This is a genomic window from Salinispora pacifica DSM 45544, from assembly GCF_000378845.1.
Classification (GTDB): Bacteria; Actinomycetota; Actinomycetes; order Mycobacteriales; family Micromonosporaceae; genus Micromonospora; species Micromonospora pacifica.
Window position 1 is genome coordinate 2,347,555 of record NZ_KB905359.1, and the last position, 20,172, is coordinate 2,367,726.

Here is a 20,172-nt window from a genome sequence, read left to right on the forward strand (position 1 = left end):
CGGGCGGCTGGGCAGCCGACCAGCCCGGGGTCAACGCTCGAGGCCGGGCAACCTCGCCGCGATCCGGGCAAAGCCTGCCCGGATCGCGGCCTCACTCGGCGGCATCGCCGCCTGGACGGCCCGGTCCCGTTCCCCCTCCACCAGTTCCTCGTCGAAGGTGTCGTCAAAGTTGCCGTAGAGCTCGGCGCTGTCCGCCTGCGCCGCCGCCTCATCCTCGGCGGCGGCCTGAGCCGCGGCGATCTCACCACGGATCTGCTCCGCCGACACCGCCGGCAGCAGCGGCTCGACCACTGCCATCAGCGCCTCCTCCGCCACCATTACCTCGGCCAACGCCAACGCAGGCGCCCGCTCGTACGGGCCGCAGACCACCGGCTCCCACTCGTCGGCACCACCGAGCGGGCCGAAGGTGATAATCCACGGCAGGTCGAGCATCGGCGAGTCGTCCGGCAGATCAAGTGTCACGAGAGTGCCCACCGGCCAATCATCGTTCCCCGGCCGTGGGCGGATCCCCGGTTCGACGCTCCGTCCCTGGTTCGGGTGCCGTCGGCCCGTTCGCACTCGGCTGCTCGGGGGGTGGGGAGCCCGCCTCCTCCTGGTCGGCCGCCCCCCGCTCCGCCGCGAGGTCCACCACCTCTCCCCGGGTGCCGGTGGCCACCAACGCCGCGCCGAAGAGCACGAGTTGGTTGAGCAGGTAGAGGTAGAGCAGCAGCCCCACCGCGCCCGCCACCACCGTGTACGCCGGGTTCCGCTCGGTCCGCACCACGTAGTACCGCCCGATGGTGTTGAGCAGGGTGATACCCACCGCCACCAGCAGCACCGCCGGGCGCAGCCGGACCCGGCTGGGCCGCAGCCTGGGCACCGCCGCCAGCAGTAGGGTCGCCAACACCGCGTTCACGAAGACGCTGAGCACCGCACTGATCGTGGTGAGCCCGGCCGAGCCGGCGCTGCCCAGCAACCACCGCAGCAGCGACTCCAACGTGTCCACCGCCGCTACCGAGACGCCGAGTAGCACGAACACCACCAGCAGCACGCCCAGGTCGACCAGCCGGCGAACGACAAAGTTGCCGGGTTGTTGGTCGAGGCCGTACAGCAACCGCTGGGAGGAACGGATCGCCTCCACCCAGCCGACCCCGGTGAAGACCAGGATGGTCAGACCGACCACGCCGACGGCCCCGCTACTCTCGGCGACCTGCACCGGGTCGAGGAAGGGCAGATTCTCCCGAAGGAAGTCCGCCGCGGCGGCATTGACCTCGGCGTTTCCCTCCAAGATCGCCCCGAAGACGGAGTAGGCGACGAGGGCGAGCGCGAAGACCGCGAAGAAGCCGTAGTAGGCGATCGCGGCGGCGAGCCGGCTGCCGAACCGGCGGTTGTAGAGCAGGGCCGCCCGCAACCCGTGGTCGAAGGTCGGATAGCGGCGCCGCGTGGTGGTAATCCGGCCCTGGGCACCCGCCTGGATCCGGCGGAACACGTTCACCTCGCCATCCTCGCCGACCTGTCGCCGGCCCGCCGGCATCCTCCGCGGTAGCCCCGGACCGACGTGGACCCCCCGGAGTTGGGGGCCGGGTTGCGCCGCCGGGAACGGGGCACCAGCTCAGCCGCCGAGCCGAAAGTCCCGCCGGGGCTGCCACCGTGTCTGGCCACTGTGGGAGAAGAGCGTGAATGCCGCCACCCCGAACATCGCCGAGAAGTCCGCCAGGTCCTCGTACACCTGGTCCAGCGCGTCGGGTGAGACATCCTGCGCCACCGTGACATGCGGGTGGTACGGGAAACGAGTTTCCCGGTGCAGCTCCGGGGCGGCCCGGATCGCCGCGGCGAGCAGCTCGCACTCGCTGATCCCGGTCGCCACCGTTACGAAAACCACCTGGGTGACCGGCCGGAACGTGCCGGTCCCACGCAGGTGCAGGGTGAACGGAGGGTGCGCGGCGGCGACCGCGGTCAGGTGCCGTTCGACGGCTGGCAGGGCAGCGCCCGGAATCTCGGTCGGCCCGAGCAGCGTCACGTGCGCCGGGACGGCCTGCTGGTCACCCGCCGCCATCCGCCGCTGGGTCAGCGCACTCCCCCAGGGCTCGGGGATGTCCACCGCGATGCCGATCTGGATTGTGCCGCCGGCCGTCGACGACCCGTCCCGCAGGTCCACGCCTCGTGCCACCCCTTCGGCCACCGGTTCCATCCCGCTCACCCGCACGTGTCGCGTCGCTGCCTACTCGCCGCGAACCGGCGGGAAGAAGCCCACCCGCTCGTACACCGCCTGTAGGGTCGGTGCCGCCACCGCCCGCGCCTTCTGCGCCCCCGCGGCGAGCAGCTTGTCGAGCTGGGCCGGGTCGTCCAGGTAGCCACGGACGCGTTCCTGGATCGGCGTCACGAACTCGCGTACCACCTCTCCGAGGTCCTTCTTCAGGTCACCGTAGCCCTTGCCCGCGTAGGCACCGACCAGATCGTCAATGCTCCGGCCGGACAGCGCCGAGTAGATCGTCAGCAGGTTGGAGACACCCGGTTTCTGCTGAACATCAAAAACGATCTCGCGTCCGGTGTCGGTGACCGCCGAACGGATCTTCTTGACCGACCGAGCCGTGTCCTCCAGGAGCAGGACGATACCCGCCGGTGAGGAGGACGACTTCGACATCTTCGCCGTCGGGTCCTGCAAATCCGTGATCTTTGCCGTGTCCTTGACGATGTGTGCCGCGGGAACGGCGAAGGTCGAGCCGAACCGGGTGTTGAACCGCTGCGCCAGATCGCGGCTGAGCTCCAGGTGCTGCCGCTGGTCCTCGCCGACCGGCACCGCGTCCGCCTGGTAGAGGAGGATGTCGGCCGCCTGCAGGACCGGGTACGTGAACAGGCCGACGCTGGCCCGCTCATTGCCCTGCTTCTGCGACTTGTCCTTGAACTGGGTCATCCGGCCCGCCTCACCGAACCCGGTGATACACCCCAACACCCAGGCCAACTGCGCGTGCTCGGGCACCTGGGACTGCACGAAGAGGGTGCAGCGCTCCGGGTCCAGCCCGACCGCGAGCAGCTGCGCGGCGGCCACCCGGGACCGCTGCGCCAGCACCCGGGGGTCGTGCCCGGCAGTGATCGCGTGCAGATCAACCACGCAGTAGGTGGCGTCATGCGTCTCCTGCAACGCCACCCAGTGCTGAACCGCGCCCAGGTAGTTGCCGAGATGGAACGAGTCGGCGGTCGGCTGAATGCCAGAGAATACGCGCGGTCGAACGGGTACGTTGGACATGCCGGCAATTCTGTCAGCAACCGGGGGCATCCGTCAGGACGGGCCGGCGGGTTGGCCGCGACCGGGCTGGGTGGGGAGCCCCGACTCGCGTCGCGACTCGGCGGGCCGGGCCGCGGCTACCGTCACCCGGGCCACCCGACGCCCATCCAGCGTCAGCACCCGCAACCGCCAACCCCCGGGCGGCGCCCGCACCGGCTCCACCGGGGCGGCCGGCGCGGCGGTCACCGACACCTCGTCGCCAGCCACCGGCAGCCGGCCCAGCTCGGCCATGACAAAGCCACCAACCGTCTCGTAGGGTCCATTCGGCAGGCTCACCCCGGTCCGCTCGGCGAAGTCGGCCAGGTTCAGCCGACCGTCAACGGTGGTGGGCAGGCCGGCGTGCGTCGGCTCCGGCGGCGTGTCGTATTCGTCGTACAGTTCGCCGACGAGCTCCTCGATCAGGTCCTCACAGGTGACGATGCCCGCGGTCCCCCCGTACTCGTCGACGACCACCGCCAGGTGATGTCCCTCCCGGCGCATCTCGGTCAGGGCCGAAAGCACCCGTTTACTGCCGGGCAGACGCTTGACCTCCCGGGCCAGCTCGCCCACTGTGACCAGTGGGTCTTCGTCGGTACGGAGCAACACGTCGTGTAGGTGCACGAAGCCGACCACGTCGTCGTGGGTCCCGTCAACCACCGGGTAACGGGTGTGCGGCTCGACCCGGACCAGGCGCTCCGCCTGGTCGACGGTCAGCGCGGTGGAGAGGAAGACCACCTCGGTACGCGGCATCATCACCTCGCGTACCAGGCTCGCACCGGCCACGAGGACCTCGTCGATAATCCGCCGTTCCACCGGGTCCAGCACGGTCGCCGCGGCGACCAGGTCGCGTAACTCGTCCTCGCTGATCCGTTCCCGCCCGGCCACCGGACTGGTGCCGAGTAGACCGGTCACCATGCGGGTGGCGGCGGTAGCGGTGCGAACCACGACCCGGGCGACCGCCCAGGACAGCGAGCCGGGTTCGCGGCGGGGTCGCCCCCGCGCACGACGCCGGAGCCCGGGACGACCCGCTTCCCGCATGAGATGGATGGTAGACACTCATCGCAGTGGCGGAACAGCACCGCGCCAGTTCTTCCACCCCGCGGGCGGAGACCCGCGCCGCCGATCGCCTCGCAGCGCAGTCACAGCAAGCCGCCGTAGGGTGATCACCGAAGGGTCGTTGGTGGGGCGGCCCCGGCAGGAGGAGATCGACGTGAAACTACTCGTCACCGGCGGCGCCGGCTTCATCGGCAGCGTGGTGACTCGGATGCTGCTCGACGCCGGCCACGAGGTTGTCGTTCTGGACGACCTACGGACCGGACACCGCGTCGCCGTGGCACCCGACGCCACCCACATCGTCGCCCCCCTGGACGAGGTGGCACAGGTGGTAACCCCGCAGGCGGGCTTCGACGGGGTACTGCATTTCGCCGCCCTGATCGCCGCCGGCGAGTCGATGGTCAAACCAGAGCTGTACTGGCACACCAACGTTGTCGGCTCCCTCGCCCTGCTCGACGCCGTACGCGTCGCCGGGGTCCCGAAGGTCGTCTTCTCCTCCACCGCCGCCGTCTACGGCAACCCGGTCGAGCTGCCCATCTCGGAGACGGCGAGCACCGCCCCCACCAACACGTACGGGGCCACCAAGCTCACCGTCGACATGGCGCTCACCTCGGCGGCGGCCGGAAACGGCTTGGCTGCCGTCTCGCTGCGCTACTTCAACGTCGCCGGCGCCCACCTGGCCGCCCCGGTGCCCCTCGGGGAACGGCACAATCCGGAGACACACCTCATCCCCATCGCATTCGACGTCGCCGCCGGCCGTCGGGAGAAGCTCCAGCTCTTCGGCGACGACTACCCGACCGTTGACGGCACCTGCGTCCGCGACTACATCCACGTCACCGACCTCGCCCGGGCCCACCTGCTCGCGCTCGGCGCCGCGGTCGGCGGACAGCACCGGATCTACAACCTCGGCAACGGCAACGGGTTCACCAACCGTCAGGTCGTCGAGGTGGTCCGCGAGGTCACCGGCCGCCCGGTGCCGGTGGTGGTCGCCCCCCGCCGCGTCGGCGACCCCGCCGAGTTGGTCGCCGCCGCCGACCTGGCCCGCACCGAGTTGGGCTGGACACCCGCCAAGCCCACCCTGCCCGACATCATCGGCGATGCCTGGACCTTCTACCGCGACCACCTGCCGGCACGGGGGTAGCCAGCACGTCGGCGGCGGCCAACCTCGATCAGCGGCAGCCCCGGAGCGCTCGCGCCGACCGGGTGGGGTCAGCCCGCCTCGACGATCATCCCGGCGCCAACCGTCCGATTCGTCGTCTCATCGATGATGACGAAGCCACCAGTGGTGCGGTTCCGGCGGTACTCGTCAACAAGCAGCGGGACCATCGTCCGGAACCGGACCCGGCCGATCTCGTTCAGTTTCAACTCCCCCGCCGACTCGTCCCGGTGCAGCGAGTTGATGTCCAACCGGTAGTGCAGCCCGCGGAGGATGGCCCGCGCCGACCGGGTGGTGTGCTTGATGACGTACCTGCCACCAAGCTGCAACGGTCGGGTCTCGTCCATCCAGCAGACCATCGCCTCGATGTCCTGGGCAACGGCCGGGGCGTTGTTCGGGCGACAGATCATGTCGCCCCGGGAAATATCGATCTCGTCAGTCAACCGTACGGTCACCGACATCGGCGGGAACGCCTCCGGGACCGGCCCGTCGGCGGTCTCCACCGCGGCGATCCGGCTGGTGAAGCCACTCGGCAGCACCATCACCTCGTCGTCGGGCTTGAGTACGCCGGAGGCGACCTGGCCCGCGTATCCGCGGTAGTCGGTGACGGTGGTGGACTGCGGGCGGATCACGTACTGCACCGGGAAGCGCACGTCGACCAGGTTCCGATCGCTGGCGATGTGCACCCGTTCCAGGTGGTGCAGCAGGGACGGCCCCTCGTACCAGGGCATCTGCTCCGACCGGGAGACGATGTTGTCGCCGTGCAGCGCGGAGACCGGCACCACCGTCAGGTCGGGTGCGTCGAGCTTCGCCGCGAACGCGGTGAACTCGTCGGCGATCTTCTCGTAGACCTCGCGCGACCAGTCCACCAGGTCCATCTTGTTGACGCAGAGGACCAGGTGCGGCACCCGCAGCAGGGAGCAGAGGAAGGCGTGCCGACGGGACTGCTCCACCAGACCCTTCCGGGCATCAACCAGGATCAGCGCGAGGTCCGCGGTGGAGGCACCGGTGACCATGTTCCGGGTGTACTGGATGTGCCCCGGGGTGTCGGCGATGATGAACTTCCGCCGGGGGGTGGCGAAGTAGCGGTACGCCACGTCGATCGTGATGCCCTGCTCCCGCTCGGCCCGCAGGCCATCGGTGAGCAGCGCGAGGTTGGTGTACTCGTCGCCGCGGGCCGCGCTGACCGCCTCCACCGCGGCGAGCTGATCGGTGAAGAGGGAGCGGGTGTCATAGAGCAGGCGGCCGATCAGGGTCGACTTGCCGTCGTCCACGCTGCCGGCGGTGGCGAACCGCAGCAGGTCCATCGGGCGGGCGAACGCCGCTTCGGCACCGACCTCGGCGGTCGTCTCGGTGGTCATCAGAAGTAGCCCTCCCGCTTGCGGTCCTCCATCGCAGCCTCGCTGACCCGGTCGTCCCCGCGGGTCGCGCCCCGCTCGGTGATCCGGGTGGCGGCCACCTCCTCGATGACCTTCGCCACCGTGTCGGCGTCCGAGCGGACCGCCGCCGTGCAGGAGGCGTCGCCCACCGTCCGATAGCGCACCCGGGCCTTGAACCGCTCCTCACCGGCGCGCGGGCGGACGAACTCGTTCACCGCGTACAGCATCCCGTCGCGCTCGATCACCTCGCGCTCGTGCGCGTAGTAGATCGAGGGCGCCTCGATCCGTTCCCGGGCGATGTAGTGCCAGACATCCAGCTCGGTCCAGTTGGACAGCGGAAACGCTCGGATCGACTCACCCGGCTGGCGCCGACCGTTGTAGAGCGACCAGAGCTCCGGACGCTGGTTCTTCGGATCCCACTGGCCGAACTCGTCCCGGAAGCTGAACACCCGCTCCTTGGCCCGCGCCTTCTCCTCATCCCGACGGGCGCCACCGAAGAGCGCGTCAAAGCGATGCTGCTCGACGGCGGCCAGGAGCACCGGGGTCTGGATCCGGTTGCGCATGCCGTCCGCGCTCTCCCGTACCAGCCCGCTGGCCAGGGCCTCCGGCACGCTCGCCACCAGCAGTTGCAGGCCCAGCTCGGCGACCCGCTGGTCCCGGTACGCCAGCACCTCGGGAAAGTTGTGCCCAGTGTCGACATGCAGCACCGGGAACGGAATGTTCGCCGGGGCGAACGCCTTCTGCGCCAGCCAGAGCATGACAATCGAGTCTTTGCCGCCGGAGAAGAGCAGCACTGGTCGTTCCATCTCCGCGACCACCTCACGCAGCACGAAGATGCTCTCCGCCTCCAGCGCGTCGAGGTGGGACACCTGGTATGCCGCCATCGTGGTCATGACGCCGACTCGATTCCCGCACTCATTTCCAGACCTCTCCGGTCGGCTTTGCCAGAAGTAGCGCTCAGGCTACCCGCTATGGCGCCGCAACGCCGCAAGCAGTCGGCTGGCGAGATCCTTACGACAGACCAACAGGTCTGGCAGGCGTGGGTTGGCTTCGTTGTAGGCCAGCGCGGAGCCGTCGATCCGGGAGGCGTGCAGCCCCGTGGCGGTCGCCACCGCCACCGGCGCTGCCGAATCCCACTCGTACTGCCCGCCCGCGTGGATGTACGCGTCCACCTCACCGGTGATCACCGCCGCGATCTTCGCACCGGCCGAACCCATCGGTACCAGTTGGGCACCCACCTCGGCGGCCAGGTCGGTGAGGAAGACCGGGGGGCGGCTCCGACTGGCGGCCAACCGGATCGTCGGCTCGCCCGCGGTGGTCACCGCCGACGCCTGCGGGTACCCCGGCGGGTAGTCCGTTCCCAACACCCGATCCTGGGCCGGCAACCCGACCGCACCCGCCACCAGTCCGTGCGGCGTCGGGGCGTTCCGCGCCCAGAGCGCCACATGCACCGCCCAGTCGACCCGGCCCACCTCGGCGAACTCCCGGGTCCCGTCCAACGGGTCGATGATCCACACTCGGTCGCTGCCCAGTCGCGGTGCCGTCGAAGCGCCCGCCTCCGTCGCCCACGCCAGCCGGGAACCCTCGTCCTCCTCCGACAGGACCGCATCCTGCGGACGCCACCTCGCCAGTTCAGTCCGGAGCAGGTCGTGCGAGACCTTGTCCCCCGCGGCCCGCAGGGCGCCCGGATCTCCGAAGCCCACCTCGTCGCGGAGACTGACCAGCGCCTGCCCGGCCCGGACCGCCAACCAACGGGCGAACGCCCCATCGATCATCGGAGGACTACCCATCTCCCGTACTCCCGTCGCCGCGCCAGCCGTCGGTAGGAGCGGAGACCATCGCCGATCTGGCCGTCAGGCACCGTGGTAGAGGTTCTGGGTCGGTTCCACCCCGCGTTGGACAACCGACTCCACGACATCTGCCGCCCGATCCACCAGGAAGTCCAGCTCCTTACGCTCGACGGTACCGAAATCCGACAGTACGAAATCCGCCGGGTCCCGCCGCGCCGGCGGCCGGCCGACTCCGAACCGCACCCGGGCGTACTCCTTCGTTCCCAGGGACTTCGTCATCGACCGCAGTCCGTTGTGACCGCCCTCGCCGCCGCCGCACTTCACCCGAACCTGGCCGTAGGGGATGTCCAGCTCGTCATGGATGGCCACCACCCGGGCCGGCGGCACCTTGTAGAACTGCGCCAGGCCAGCCGCCGCCGCGCCGGAGAGGTTCATATAGGTCAGCGGCTTCACCAGCACCAGCCGCGGTCCGCCGAGACCCAACCGCCCCTCGGCGACCTCCGCCATCGCCCGCCTGTGTCGACTGAAACGGGCCCCCAGTCGCCCGGCCAGCAGGTCGGCCACGAGGAAGCCGACGTTGTGCCGGTTCCCGGCGTACTGCCGACCGGGGTTGCCCAGACCGACCACCAGCCACGGCCCTGTCTCCTCCGCCACCGTCTGCCCCTTCCGCTCGCACCCGTACCACCCACCGATACGCAACAGGCGCCCCCGACGAGCGGGGACGCCTGACATCTGCGCAGCGAACGATCAGGCCTCGGCCTTCGCCTCGGCATCCGCCTCCTGCTCGGCGACCGGGGCCCCGGCCTCGGCGCCCTCCGAGCCCTCGGTGACCTCGCCGACCTCGGCCTCGGCCTCGGCAGCGGCCTCCTCCACCTCCGGCAGCGTGGCCTCAAGCTGCTCCTCGGTCGGGGCGGCGGTCACCGCGGCGACCGGCAGCTCCGGGTCGGTGGCCAGCTCGACTCCGGCCGGCAGCTGCACGTCGCCGGCGGCGACCTGGGTACCCGCCTCCAGGCCCTCAATGGTGGCGTCGAGGTGGTCCGGCACCTTGGTGGCGTCAGCGGTCACCGAGAGGCTGTCGTGGTCGTGCACGATCAGCGTGCCCTTCGCGGCCTCCCCGACCAACTGCACCGGGACCTCGACCGTGACCTGCTCGCCGCGGCGGACCAGCAGCAGGTCCACGTGCTCGAAGGTGTCCTTGATCGGATCCCGCTGAATCGCCTTCGGCAGCGCCAGCACCTGCGTGCCGTCGCTGACGTCGATCGCGAAGAGCTGGTTGGCGCCACCGCGCCGGATCGCTGCGGCGAACTCACGGGCCGGCAGCGCGATGTGCTTGGGCTTCTCGCCGTGGCCGTACAGCACGGCAGGCACCTTGCCGGCCCGGCGGGTACGACGGGCACCCCCCTTGCCGAACTCGGTACGGGGCTCGGCGCTGATCTTTACCTCGGACACGGGGAAACTCCTGATGCTTCGCTGCGGCGATGGTCGTCTCGGTGCCGGGTGAGGGGCTCGCTGGGGCTCCTGCGTCATGACCGACCGCCTCGGAGCGCCGCGTCGATGACGGCGCCTCCGTGCGGTCCTGATCAGCGGCCCGCAGGGCACCCTCGCCGTGGCAACCGCACCAGTCTACCCGAAGATAATCCACCCACTCCGGCGGCACCCCGGAATCAACCGCTCCGTCCGGAGCAGCACCGCCGAAGCTCCGGTCCGGCGGCGGTGACCGCCGCCGGACCGTAGCCGGGGTAACTCAGCTCAGGCCACCGAAGAGGGTGGTCACCGAACCATCGTCGAAGACCTCCCGGATCGCCCGGGCCAGCAGCGGGGCGATCGACAGCACGGTGATCTTGTCGAGCTGCTTCTCCGGCGGCAGCGGCAACGTGTTCGTCACCAGCACCTCGCTGATCGGGCTGTTCTTCAGCCGCTCGGTCGCCGGATCCGAGAAGAGCGCGTGGGTGGAGGCGACGACGATCTCGGCCGCACCCAACTCCTTGAGGATCTCCGCCGCCTTGGTGATCGTGCCACCCGTGTCGATCATGTCATCAACGATCAGGCAGACCCGGCCCTCAACCTCACCGACCACCCGATTCGCCACCACCTGGTTCGGCTTGGACGGGTCCCGGGTCTTGTGGATGAACGCCAGCGGGCAGCCGCCCAGCCGGTCGGTCCACCGCTCGGCGACCCGGACCCGACCCGAATCCGGGGCGACCACCGTCATCGGACGCCCCGCGTACCGACGCTCCACCTCCTCGGCGAGCACGTCCATCGCGAAGAGGTGGTCCACCGGGCCGTCGAAGAAGCCCTGGATCTGGGCGGTGTGCAGATCCACGGTGAGGATCCGGTTCGCGCCGGCGGTCTTCAACAGGTCCGCGATCAGCCGGCCCGAGATCGGCTCCCGACCCCGGTGCTTCTTGTCCTGCCGCGAGTACGGGTAGAAGGGCAGGACCACGGTGATCCGCTTGGCCGACCCACGCTTCAACGCGTCGATCATGATCAGGGTCTCCATGACCCAGGTGTTGACCCCGTGCGTGACGGACTGCACCACGAAGGCGTCCGAGCCACGCACCGAGTCCTTGTAGCGGACGAAGATCTCACCGTTGGCGAAATCGTAGGCGTCGGCCGGTGTCGGGGCGACCCCGAGCACCTCGCCGATCTCCTTGGCTAACTCCGGAAAGCCACGCCCGGAGAAGAGCATCAGGCTCTTGCGATTTTCGGCGACGATGCTGCCCATGGCCCGTCTGCTCCTGTTGGTTGGTGGTGCCCGGCGCGGTGGTGGGCCGGAGCGAGTCGGTTGCAGTATCCCCGGTGCCCTACGCCCCACCCGCCGGCTCGGTCCCCGCGTGCATTACCTCACCTTCACTTGCCGTCGCCCCGGAAGACGCTCCCGGGCCACCGGCCCGCCCGGCCCGCTCGGCAGCCGCCGCGGCGGCGGTGCCGGCCCGCCGCTTGAGCACCCAGCCCTCGATGTTGCGCTGCCGCGACCGGGCCACCCCCATCGCCCCGGCCGGCACATCCTCGGCGATCACGGAACCGGCCGCCGTGTACGCCCCGTCGCCGACCTCGACCGGCGCCACGAACATGTTGTCCGCGCCGGTACGGGCGTGGTCACCGATGACGGTGCGGTGCTTGCGTACCCCGTCGTAGTTGACGAACACGGTCGCCGCGCCGATATTGCTCTGCTCGCCGATCGTGGCGTCCCCGACGTAGGTCAGGTGCGGGACCTTCGACCCCACGCCGACCTCGGAGTTCTTCACCTCGACGAAGGTGCCCACCTTCGCCTTCTCGGCCAGCCGCGCCGCCGGCCGCAGATACGCGTACGGGCCGACGCTGGCCGCCGGGCCGATCTCGGCTCCGACCGCGTGGCTGCGGACCACGGTGGCGCCGGGCCCGACCAGGGTGTCCACCAACGTGACATCCGGGCCGACCTGCGCACCGGCACCGATCACGGTGGCGCCCCGGAGCTGGGTGTTCTGGTCCACCACCGCGTCCCGGTCCAACGCCACGGTCACGTCGATCCAGGTGGTCGCCGGGTCGAGCAGGCTGACCCCGCTGCGCATCCAGGTTTCGTTGACCCGGTCACGCAGCAGTCGCCGCAGCCCGGCCAACTCCACCCGGTCGTTGCAGCCCAGCGTCTCGATGTGGTCCGGCGCCACGTGTACCGCGACCGGCTCGTCCGCCGACCGCAGCAGGCCGAAGACGTCGGTCAGGTACTCCTCGCCCTGGGCGTTGCCGGTCGACAGCTTGCCGAGCGTGTCCCGCAGCAGGGCCGCGTCGAACGCGTAGATGCCGGCGTTGATCTCCCGAATCTCCCGCTGGTCGGGGGTTGTGTCGCGCTGCTCCACGATCTGCTGGAGCTGACCGTCGGCGTCGCGCACGATCCGGCCGAGCCCGGTCGGGTCGGGTACCTCAGCGGCCAGCACCGTCGCCGCGGCGCCCGCCCGCTCGTGCGCCTCGACCAACCCGCCGAGGGTCTCCGGGCGGAGCAGCGGCACGTCACCGTTGAGCACCACCACGGTGCCGCTGCTCTCCGGGACGGCGGCCAACGCGACCCGTACCGCGTGCCCGGTGCCGAGCTGTTCGGCCTGAAGCACCGGGGTGGCCTGCGGGACGATCTCCGCCAGATGGGCCCGGACCTGGTCGGCGCCGTGGCCGACCACGACCACCGTGCGGTCGGCGGCGAGCGGCTCGGCAGCGCCGAGCACGTGGCCGACGAGCGTGCGGCCAAGTAGTGGGTGCAGCACCTTCGGAAGCCCGGACTTCATCCGCTTACCCGCACCGGCGGCGAGCACCACGACGGTACGGGGAGAGGGCTGCTGGGACACGGAAGGGCTCCCGTCGGTGCGGCGACAGTCTCGCGGTCATGCTAACCAGATCAACCCGGCATCGGCGGGGCCTGCACCATGCTGACCGGTGGCAGGAGCTGGGGTGCCTGGATTCGAACCAGGAGCTCAAGGCTCCAAAGGCCTGCGGGTTGCCGTTACCCCACACCCCATCGCCATGTCGTCCGGACGCGTGGTCGGGCAGACCCACGATCCGGAACAGCTCGGTGATCATACCTGCGATCCGTCCGGACAGCGCCCGGCCGCAGGCCGAATTACCGACAACCACGATAGTCCCCGCCAACTTAGGGCCAACCGGGTGGTGGGGTCAGCGCGGGTCCGGTGCCGCGCCGCGGCACCGGACCCGACCGGCCGTCGAGCGCCGCGCCCGAGCCGACCTGACAGGATGGCCGGTAACGGGCTCGACGCACGACCGGATGGCCGGTGACCGACTCGACCCCAAGACTGGACGGCACCGAGCCCCGATGAGGTGACGACATAATGAATGGCCTGGGCAGCGACCACAACCCCGGTCGGCGCCGGGGAGCCGCAGCGGCCGGCAAAACCGCACGGGTACGCATGTCGGCGGCACAGCGGCGCGAACAACTCATCGCGACCGCGCGCCAGCTCTTCGCCGAACGCGGCTTCGACGCCACCTCGATCGAGGAGGTGGCGGCTCGGGCGAAGGTCTCCAAACCGGTGGTGTACGAGCACTTCGGCGGCAAGGAGGGGCTGTACGCGGTGGTGGTGGACCGGGAGGTCCGCAGCCTGCTCGACCGGATCACCACCGCCCTGACCGCCGGCCACCCGCGGGAACTGCTCGAACAGGCCGCGCTGACCCTGCTCACGTACATCGAGGAGGAGAACAGCGGGTTCCGGGTGTTGGTCCGGGAGTCACCCCTGATGTCGTCAACGGGTAGTTTCAGCAGCGTCATGAACGACGTCGCGCACCAGGTGGAGCACATCCTCGGCGCCGAGTTCTCCAGCCGCGGGTACGACCCGAAACTGGCCGAACTCTACGCCCAGGCCCTGGTGGGAATGGTGGCGCTGACCGGCCGCTGGTGGCTGGAGGTACGCCGGCCGGGCAAGGAGACGGTGGCGGCGCACCTGGTGAACCTGGCCTGGAACGGCCTGTCCCACCTCGAGCCGAAGCCCGGCCTGATCACCGTCCGGAGACGCTGAGTCATCGACCGGTTCCGGGCGGCGGCCTACTCCGTCTCGGCGGGCTCCACCGGCCCGACCTTGTCGTAGAGGCCGGTGCCGAGCAGGATCAGCCCGAAGAGCATCGACACGATCACGGTCGACATCGAGAAGCTGAGGACATTGGCCGAGGTCTGCAGCACCGACATCATCAGGATGCTGGTCACCAGGAAGACGACCCCGGCGATCAGGTTCATGTAGTGGCCGAGGTTGCCCCGCCGAGACGCCCCCACCAGGAGGAAGGCGCCGAAGACCACCGAGGCCAGCGCGAACGCGAGGTTGGTGCGGAGACCGAGCACCCATTCTCCGTCCCGGTCGAAGAGCGGGTCACCCAGCGTCTGCGCGGCGCCCCAGACACCGAAAACCAGGATGTAGAGACCGATCAGCCCGGCGAGGACCCGGTAGATCGGCCGCGCCGGATGGTTCAGTGGGATGTGCGCCATGACGCCTCCGACCACTCGACGACAGCCAGGGGCCATTGTCACCCAGGCCGGGGCCGCGCGTACGGCGAATCGGCCGGGTAGCCGGCAGGCGGCACGGAGCCCGCCGCGGCCCCATGGGTGCGGCGGGCTCCGTGGCCGAGGACGACGGTCAGAGCACCAGCCGTGCCTTCTGCCAGGCCTCCTGCTCCGCGTCGGTGCCGACCTTGCCGTACATCCCGACCATCAGCAGGACCAGGCCGGTCACCATCAGCACGAGGACGGTGGCGATGTTGAAGTTGAAGAAGTTCGCCTCGGTGCGGAGGAAGGCGAGGCCGGCGAGGCTGAGCACGATACCCGCGTACCCCAGCCCCTGATTGATCAACACGTCGACGTTGCGGCCGATCGCCGTACCGGCCAGCACGGCGCCACCGAGCAGCACGCTGAGCAACGAGAAGCCAAGGTTCGTGCCCTGACCGAGTACCGCGGTGTCGCCCTGGGCCCAGAGCTCGTCACCGACGGTCGCGATGAGACCGAGCACGCCGAAGACGACCAGGTACAGGCCGGTCAGCCCGCCGATCGCCCGGTAGATCGGCCGCGCGGGGTGGTTCACGGGGGTGTGGGCCATGGCTGAGTCTCCAACGACGTTACGGTGAGGGTCGGCGCCGATTGTCCCGTACCGGCCGGTGTGACGCCGCACACGGTCCCGGGGCGACCACGCCGCGGCGCGGCGGCGGTCAGCCGGCCGGGATCTCGTCAGCCAGCGTCAGCCAGGCCTGTTCGACCTGTTCCCGCTCGCCCCGGACCTCCTTGAGCTGGGCATCCAGCTCAGCCACCCGGGCGTAGTCGGTCGCGTTCGCGGCCAACTGGTCGAGCAGCTCCGCCTCCCGCTGCTCCAGCCGGCCCACCTGCCGCTCCAGCCGGGCCAGTTCCTTACGGGCCTGGCGGACCTGCGCCGCAGACATCCCGCTCGCCTTCGCCGGCGCTGGCCCACCACCGGACGCCGGTACCGGACGGCCGCCGTCGGTGGCCCGCGCCAGGTACTCGTCAACCCCGCCGGGCAGGTGCACCAACTGGCCATCGCCGAACATGCCGTACACGGTGTCGGCGACCCGTTCCACCAGGTACCGGTCGTGGCTGGCCACGATGATCACGCCAGGCCAGGAGTCGAGCAGATCCTCGAGCGCGGCGAGGGTGTCGGTATCCAGGTCGTTGGTGGGCTCGTCCAGCAGGAGCACATTCGGCTCACCGGCGAGCAGGCGTAGCAGCTGCAGCCGCCGCCGCTCGCCACCGGAGAGATCAGCCACCGGGGTCCAGAGCCGGCGGTCGTCGAAGCCGAAGACCTCGGCGAGCTGGGCGGCGGAGATCTCCCGGTCACCCAGCCGGACCCGGCGGGCGATCTCCTCGACCGCCTCAAGAACGCGCAGTTGGCCGGGGAGTTCGGCGAGTTCCTGGGAGAGGAACGCGGGACGCACGGTGGAACCGGCCACGAACCGGCCGTGCTCCGGTCGGGTGACGCCGGCGAGCATCCGCAACAGCGTGGTCTTGCCGGCGCCGTTGCGGCCGAGGACGGCGATCCGATCCCCGGGACCGACCTGCCAGGTGAGGTCGCGCAGGATCTCCTTCGGCCCCGCGTCCAACCGGACGTGCTCCAGGTCGTACACCTGCTTGCCGAGCCGGGCGGTGGCGAGCCGCTGCAGCGACATGCTGTCCCGCGGTGGCGGAACGTCGGCGATCAGCGCGTTCGCCGCGTCGATGCGGAACTTCGGCTTGGCGGTACGGGCCGGCGCGCCGCGCCGCAGCCAGGCGATCTCCTTGCGGAGCAGGTTCTGGCGGCGCGCCTCGGTGGCGGCGGCGACCCGTTCCCGTTCGGCCCGGGCGAGGGTCCAGGCGGCGAACCCACCCTCGTACGCCCGGACGGTCTGGTCGGCGACCTCCCAGGTGGTGGTACAGACGGCGTCGAGGAACCACCGGTCGTGGGTGACCACGACGAGCGCACCTCGGCGGGCGAGCAGGTGCCGGGCCAGCCAGTCGATGCCGCCGACATCAAGGTGGTTGGTCGGCTCGTCGAGGATCAGCAGGTCGGCGTCGCGGACCAGCAGCGCGGCCAGGGCGACCCGGCGGCGCTCGCCGCCGGACATCGGGCCGACCGGAGCGTCGAGGCCGAGGTGCGGCATCCCGAGGCCGTCGAGGACCGCCCGGACGCCGGCGTCGCCGGCCCACTCGTGCTCGGCGCCCATCCCCTCGGCCAGCCACGCAGTGCCCAGGACCACGTCTCGGACGGTCGCGTCGGGGGCGAGCTGCAGGTTCTGCGGCAACCCGGCGACGCGCAGGTCGCGCCGGTGGGTCACCCGGCCGTCGTCCGGCTCCTCCTGCCGAGTGAGCAGGCGCAGCAGGGTGGATTTGCCGGCGCCGTTGAGCCCCACCACACCGATCCGGTCGGCGTCGTCGAGACCGAGCGAAACATCGGTGAGCAGCGGCCCGGCAGCGCCGTAGCCCTTGGACACCCGGTCCAGGTTGACGATGTTGGCCACTACACCCCTTCCATGGTCAGGGCGCCCGGCACCGGATCGGCAGCCAAGGACGCCCGAAGCAAGGGTACGCGGACGCCGGGCGGCCGACGCCGGGGACGGTCAGCCGATCCGGGCCCCGGCGACCGGGCCGTGTGCGGTGCGCGCGTGTCGGCACACGTCGAGGGCGCCCAGCTCGGCGGCGATGCGCTCCGCGTCGGCCGCTCCGGTGGCCAGGAAGACGCAGGTCGGCCCGGAGCCGGAGACGATACCCGCGAGCGCCCCCGCCGCCTCGCCCGCCTTCAGGGTGGCGGCCAGGGACGGCCGCAGGGCGAGTGCGGCGTCCTGAAGATCGTTACCGAGGGCCGCGGCGAGCACCCCGGGGTCAGATTGCCGGAGGGCGGCGAGGAGGGTGTCGGTGCTGCCGAGTGGGGGGCCGGCGGCCCCGGCCTCACGGAGCCGATCGAGTTCCCGGTACGCGACCGGCGTGGAGAGGCCGCCGTCGGCGACCGCGACGACCCAGTGCCAGACGGTCGGCCGGGCCAGTACCGGGCTGACCGCCTCACCCCGGCCGGTGCCGAGCGCGGTGCCACCGTGGATCAGGAACGGCACGTCGGAACCGAGGTCGGCGGCGATCTCCGCCAACTCGTCCCGCGACAGCCCGGTTCCCCACAGCGCGTCGCAGGCGACCAGCGCGGCGGCGGCATCGGCGCTGCCTCCGGCGAGCCCACCGGCCAGGGGAATCTGCTTACGCAGGTGCAGCCGGGCGTGCGGCGGCACCCCGGCGGAGCTGGCGAGGGCGCGGGCAGCGCGAATAACCAGGTTCGACTCGTCCAGGGCAAGTTCGCCGGTCCCCTCGCCCGCCATCGTCAGGCTGAGGGTGTCGCCCCGGCGGGCGGTCAACTCGTCGTGCACAGAGATCGCGTGGTAGACGGTGTTCAGCTCGTGATAACCGTCCCGGCGTAGCGGGCCCACCCCCAGATGCAGATTGATCTTGGCGGGGACTCGTACCCGGACCGGCCCGCTGACACCTCGCGGTTCGTCATCCTCCGGTCGCCATGCCTCGGTCACGGGATGGCGCCCCAGACCGAGCCCCGGCTCACCGTCCCCGGCGCGACGGGCGGGGACAACGGCGTGGCTTTTCCAACTTCCTTGACGGGCACGGCGTCAGCCTACTGCCCGGTGGGAGTGGCAGCCGGGGCCGACGCGGCGATCGCGGCGAACTGCTCGACCGGGAGCGCCTCCCCCCGGGCGCCGGGGTCCACTCCGGCGGCGGTGAGCACCGCGGCCGCCCGGTCCGCACCGCCGGCCCAGCCGGCCAGGGCCGCGCGAAGGGTTTTGCGACGCTGGGCGAACGCGGCGTCCACCACCGCGAAGACACGTTCCCGGGAACCACCCGCGCCCGGCGGCTCACGACGGGTGAAGGCGACCAGCCCGGAGTCGACGTTCGGCACCGGCCAGAACACGTTCGGCGGCACCTTCCCGGCCGCCTGAACGTGGGCGTACCAGGCGAGTTTGACCGACGGCACGCCGTACACCCGGGAACCGGGACCGGCGACGAGCCGATCGGCGACCTCCTTCTGCACCATGACCAGGCCATGCCGCAGCGTCGGCAACTCGGCGAGCAGGTGCAGCACCACCGGCACGGCGACGTTGTACGGCAGGTTGGCGACCAGCGCGGTCGGCGCGGGATCGGCGAGCTGCCCGGCGGTGACCCGAAGCGCGTCGGCGCGGTGCACCGAGAGCCGACCGGCGGCGGGACCGGCGTGCCGGGCGGCGGTCTCCGGTAGGGCGGCGGCGAGGACCGGGTCGATCTCGACAGCGTGCACGTGCGCGGCGGCCGGCAGCAGCGCGAGGGTGAGCGAGCCGAGTCCCGGCCCGACCTCCACCACCACGTCCTCGGCGGTCAGGCCAGCGGTGGTGACGATCCGCCGCACCGTGTTGGGGTCATGCACGAAGTTCTGGCCGAGCCGCTTGGTGGGAGCGACGCCGAGGCGGGCGGCGAGGTCCCGGATCTCCGCCGGGCCGAGGAGACCGGTCACGCCCGCTAGCGTAGGTGGACGCCGGCGCGCCCCGGGCAGGGGCCCGCCACCTCCCGCCGAAATCCCGTCAGCCCCGCCGTCACCAAGGACCGAAGGCCCGCTCGCCGGTACGGGAGAGGGCAGCGCAGAGCTCGTCCAGGTCGCTGCCGGTGGCGGCGGCGAGCGCGCGGACGGTGAGCGGGATCAGGTACGACGCGTTGGGCCGCCCCCGGTGCGGCACCGGAGTGAGATACGGCGCGTCCGTCTCCACGAGGAGGTGATCCAGCGGGGTCACCGCGGCGGCCTCCCGCAGTGCCGCGGCGCTGCTGAAGGTGACGGTGCCGGCGAAACTGAGTAGGTAGCCGCGGCGCACGCACGCGCGGGCGAACTCGGCGTCGCCCGAGAAACAGTGCATCACCACCGTCTCCGGGGCGCCCGCGTCGTCCAGGATCCGCAACACGTCGGCGTGCGCGTCGCGATCGTGGACCACCAGGGTCCGGCCGTACCGCTTGGCGATGTCGATGTGTGCCCGGAAGCTGGCCTCCTGCGCGGCCCGCCCGTCCTCGCCGGTGCGGAAGAAGTCCATCCCGGTCTCGCCGACGCCCCGTACCCGGTCCTGGCCGGCCAGCGACTCGACGACCCGCAGCGCCTCGTCCAGCTCCGCCAACCGGGGCGCCTCGTTGGGGTGCAGCGCGACGGTGGCGACGACCGCCGGATAGCGCTGGGCCACCTCCACCCCCCACCGGGACGAGTCGACGTCGACCCCCACCTGCACCAACCGGTCCACCCCGACCTCCGTGGCCGCCTCGACCGCGGCCTGGACCGGGTCGACCGCCCGGCCGGTGTCGGCCCCCGGGTCGGCGGCCGACACCGCCGTTTCCCGGCGCGGCGGGACCCCGGCCGCACTGATCGTGATGTCGAGGTGGGTGTGGCTGTCGGGCACCGGTCGGGGCAACGACGCGGGCGCGGGCGGGAACTCCCCGGCCCGCCGAGCCGCGCGCTGCTTACGGGTTTCGGTCTGCTCGGTCATCGGCGCAAGCATCACACACCAGTGCCGGCAGTCTCCCGCTACCCGGTGTTCACCCGG

20 protein-coding genes and 1 tRNA gene are annotated in these 20,172 nt (G+C 71.0%); 2 read left to right on the top strand and 19 right to left on the bottom strand.

From position 1 onward, the window contains the following. Positions 1–30 precede the first annotated feature (30 nt). From SALPAC3_RS0110510 to SALPAC3_RS0110530, 5 genes are all read right to left on the bottom strand, one after another. Positions 31–474, bottom strand: coding sequence for a hypothetical protein (locus SALPAC3_RS0110510; RefSeq protein WP_018221203.1), 444 nt, complete (start codon positions 472–474; stop codon positions 31–33). Positions 475–481: 7 nt separating this feature from the next. Beyond that, positions 482–1,474, bottom strand: a complete 993-nt coding sequence (locus SALPAC3_RS0110515; protein WP_026185429.1) for a YihY/virulence factor BrkB family protein — start codon at positions 1,472–1,474, stop codon at positions 482–484. 117 nt (positions 1,475–1,591) lie between these two features. Next, positions 1,592–2,170: a 2'-5' RNA ligase family protein gene (locus SALPAC3_RS0110520; protein WP_018221205.1), complete on the bottom strand. Its 579-nt coding sequence runs from the start codon at positions 2,168–2,170 to the stop codon at positions 1,592–1,594. Between the two features lie 30 nt (positions 2,171–2,200). Beyond that, positions 2,201–3,226, bottom strand: coding sequence for a tryptophan--tRNA ligase (gene trpS, locus SALPAC3_RS0110525; RefSeq protein ID WP_018221206.1), 1,026 nt, complete (start codon positions 3,224–3,226; stop codon positions 2,201–2,203). Positions 3,227–3,259: 33 nt separating this feature from the next. Next, positions 3,260–4,282: a hemolysin family protein gene (locus tag SALPAC3_RS0110530; protein ID WP_050563688.1), complete on the bottom strand. Its 1,023-nt coding sequence runs from the start codon at positions 4,280–4,282 to the stop codon at positions 3,260–3,262. A gap of 172 nt (positions 4,283–4,454) precedes the next feature. Between SALPAC3_RS0110530 and galE the strand changes: the two genes are divergently transcribed. Continuing rightward, positions 4,455–5,438: a UDP-glucose 4-epimerase GalE gene (gene galE / locus SALPAC3_RS0110535; RefSeq protein WP_026185430.1), complete on the top strand. Its 984-nt coding sequence runs from the start codon at positions 4,455–4,457 to the stop codon at positions 5,436–5,438. A gap of 68 nt (positions 5,439–5,506) precedes the next feature. Here the strand turns inward: galE and SALPAC3_RS0110540 are convergent, their stop codons facing one another. From SALPAC3_RS0110540 to SALPAC3_RS0110575, 8 genes are all read right to left on the bottom strand, one after another. Then, a complete protein-coding gene (locus SALPAC3_RS0110540; protein ID WP_018221209.1) occupies positions 5,507–6,814 on the bottom strand; it encodes a sulfate adenylyltransferase subunit 1 in 1,308 nt (435 codons plus the stop codon). After that, positions 6,814–7,725, bottom strand: a complete 912-nt coding sequence (cysD, locus tag SALPAC3_RS0110545) for a sulfate adenylyltransferase subunit CysD (protein WP_018221210.1) — start codon at positions 7,723–7,725, stop codon at positions 6,814–6,816. Before cysD ends, SALPAC3_RS0110540 begins: the two co-directional genes overlap by 1 nt. 69 nt (positions 7,726–7,794) lie before the next feature. Then, complete coding sequence (locus tag SALPAC3_RS0110550) at positions 7,795–8,622, bottom strand: inositol monophosphatase family protein (protein WP_026185431.1); 828 nt, start codon at positions 8,620–8,622, stop codon at positions 7,795–7,797. Positions 8,623–8,685: 63 nt separating this feature from the next. Next, the gene (gene pth, locus SALPAC3_RS0110555; RefSeq protein WP_018221212.1) at positions 8,686–9,276 is read right to left on the bottom strand and encodes an aminoacyl-tRNA hydrolase; all 591 of its coding nucleotides are present in this window, start codon (positions 9,274–9,276) and stop codon (positions 8,686–8,688) included. A gap of 93 nt (positions 9,277–9,369) precedes the next feature. Further along, positions 9,370–10,071 (bottom strand): 50S ribosomal protein L25/general stress protein Ctc, encoded by a 702-nt coding sequence (locus SALPAC3_RS0110560; protein WP_018221213.1) that lies wholly within the window; start codon positions 10,069–10,071, stop codon positions 9,370–9,372. A gap of 295 nt (positions 10,072–10,366) precedes the next feature. Next, the gene (locus tag SALPAC3_RS0110565; protein ID WP_018218501.1) at positions 10,367–11,347 is read right to left on the bottom strand and encodes a ribose-phosphate diphosphokinase; all 981 of its coding nucleotides are present in this window, start codon (positions 11,345–11,347) and stop codon (positions 10,367–10,369) included. A gap of 79 nt (positions 11,348–11,426) precedes the next feature. Continuing rightward, positions 11,427–12,938, bottom strand: a complete 1,512-nt coding sequence (gene glmU, locus SALPAC3_RS0110570) for a bifunctional UDP-N-acetylglucosamine diphosphorylase/glucosamine-1-phosphate N-acetyltransferase GlmU (protein WP_026185432.1) — start codon at positions 12,936–12,938, stop codon at positions 11,427–11,429. Positions 12,939–13,036: 98 nt separating this feature from the next. Further along, positions 13,037–13,108 (bottom strand) — tRNA-Gln (locus SALPAC3_RS0110575). Between the two features lie 325 nt (positions 13,109–13,433). On the opposite strand from SALPAC3_RS0110575, the gene SALPAC3_RS0110580 reads away from it, so the two are divergent. Next, positions 13,434–14,117 (top strand): TetR/AcrR family transcriptional regulator, encoded by a 684-nt coding sequence (locus tag SALPAC3_RS0110580; RefSeq protein ID WP_026185433.1) that lies wholly within the window; start codon positions 13,434–13,436, stop codon positions 14,115–14,117. Positions 14,118–14,143: 26 nt separating this feature from the next. Here SALPAC3_RS0110580 and SALPAC3_RS0110585 read toward each other — a convergent pair whose 3' ends face one another. The 6 genes from SALPAC3_RS0110585 to SALPAC3_RS0110610 all read right to left on the bottom strand — a co-directional run bounded on the left by SALPAC3_RS0110585 (position 14,144) and on the right by SALPAC3_RS0110610 (position 20,127). After that, on the bottom strand, positions 14,144–14,578 hold the full coding sequence (locus SALPAC3_RS0110585; protein WP_018221216.1) for a DUF4383 domain-containing protein: 435 nt from the start codon (positions 14,576–14,578) through the stop codon (positions 14,144–14,146). Positions 14,579–14,726: 148 nt separating this feature from the next. After that, complete coding sequence (locus SALPAC3_RS0110590) at positions 14,727–15,182, bottom strand: DUF4383 domain-containing protein (protein WP_018221217.1); 456 nt, start codon at positions 15,180–15,182, stop codon at positions 14,727–14,729. A gap of 109 nt (positions 15,183–15,291) precedes the next feature. Continuing rightward, positions 15,292–17,088, bottom strand: a complete 1,797-nt coding sequence (locus SALPAC3_RS0110595) for an ABC-F family ATP-binding cassette domain-containing protein (protein ID WP_018221218.1) — start codon at positions 17,086–17,088, stop codon at positions 15,292–15,294. A gap of 99 nt (positions 17,089–17,187) precedes the next feature. Beyond that, positions 17,188–18,135 carry a 4-(cytidine 5'-diphospho)-2-C-methyl-D-erythritol kinase gene (locus SALPAC3_RS0110600; protein ID WP_018221219.1) on the bottom strand — a complete coding sequence of 316 codons (948 nt, stop codon included), beginning with the start codon at positions 18,133–18,135 and terminating at the stop codon, positions 17,188–17,190. Between the two features lie 101 nt (positions 18,136–18,236). Then, positions 18,237–19,106, bottom strand: coding sequence for a 16S rRNA (adenine(1518)-N(6)/adenine(1519)-N(6))-dimethyltransferase RsmA (rsmA, locus tag SALPAC3_RS0110605; protein WP_018221220.1), 870 nt, complete (start codon positions 19,104–19,106; stop codon positions 18,237–18,239). 79 nt (positions 19,107–19,185) lie between these two features. After that, entirely contained in the window at positions 19,186–20,127 is a 942-nt protein-coding gene (locus SALPAC3_RS0110610; protein ID WP_018221221.1) for a TatD family hydrolase, read from the bottom strand. Positions 20,128–20,172 lie beyond the last annotated feature (45 nt).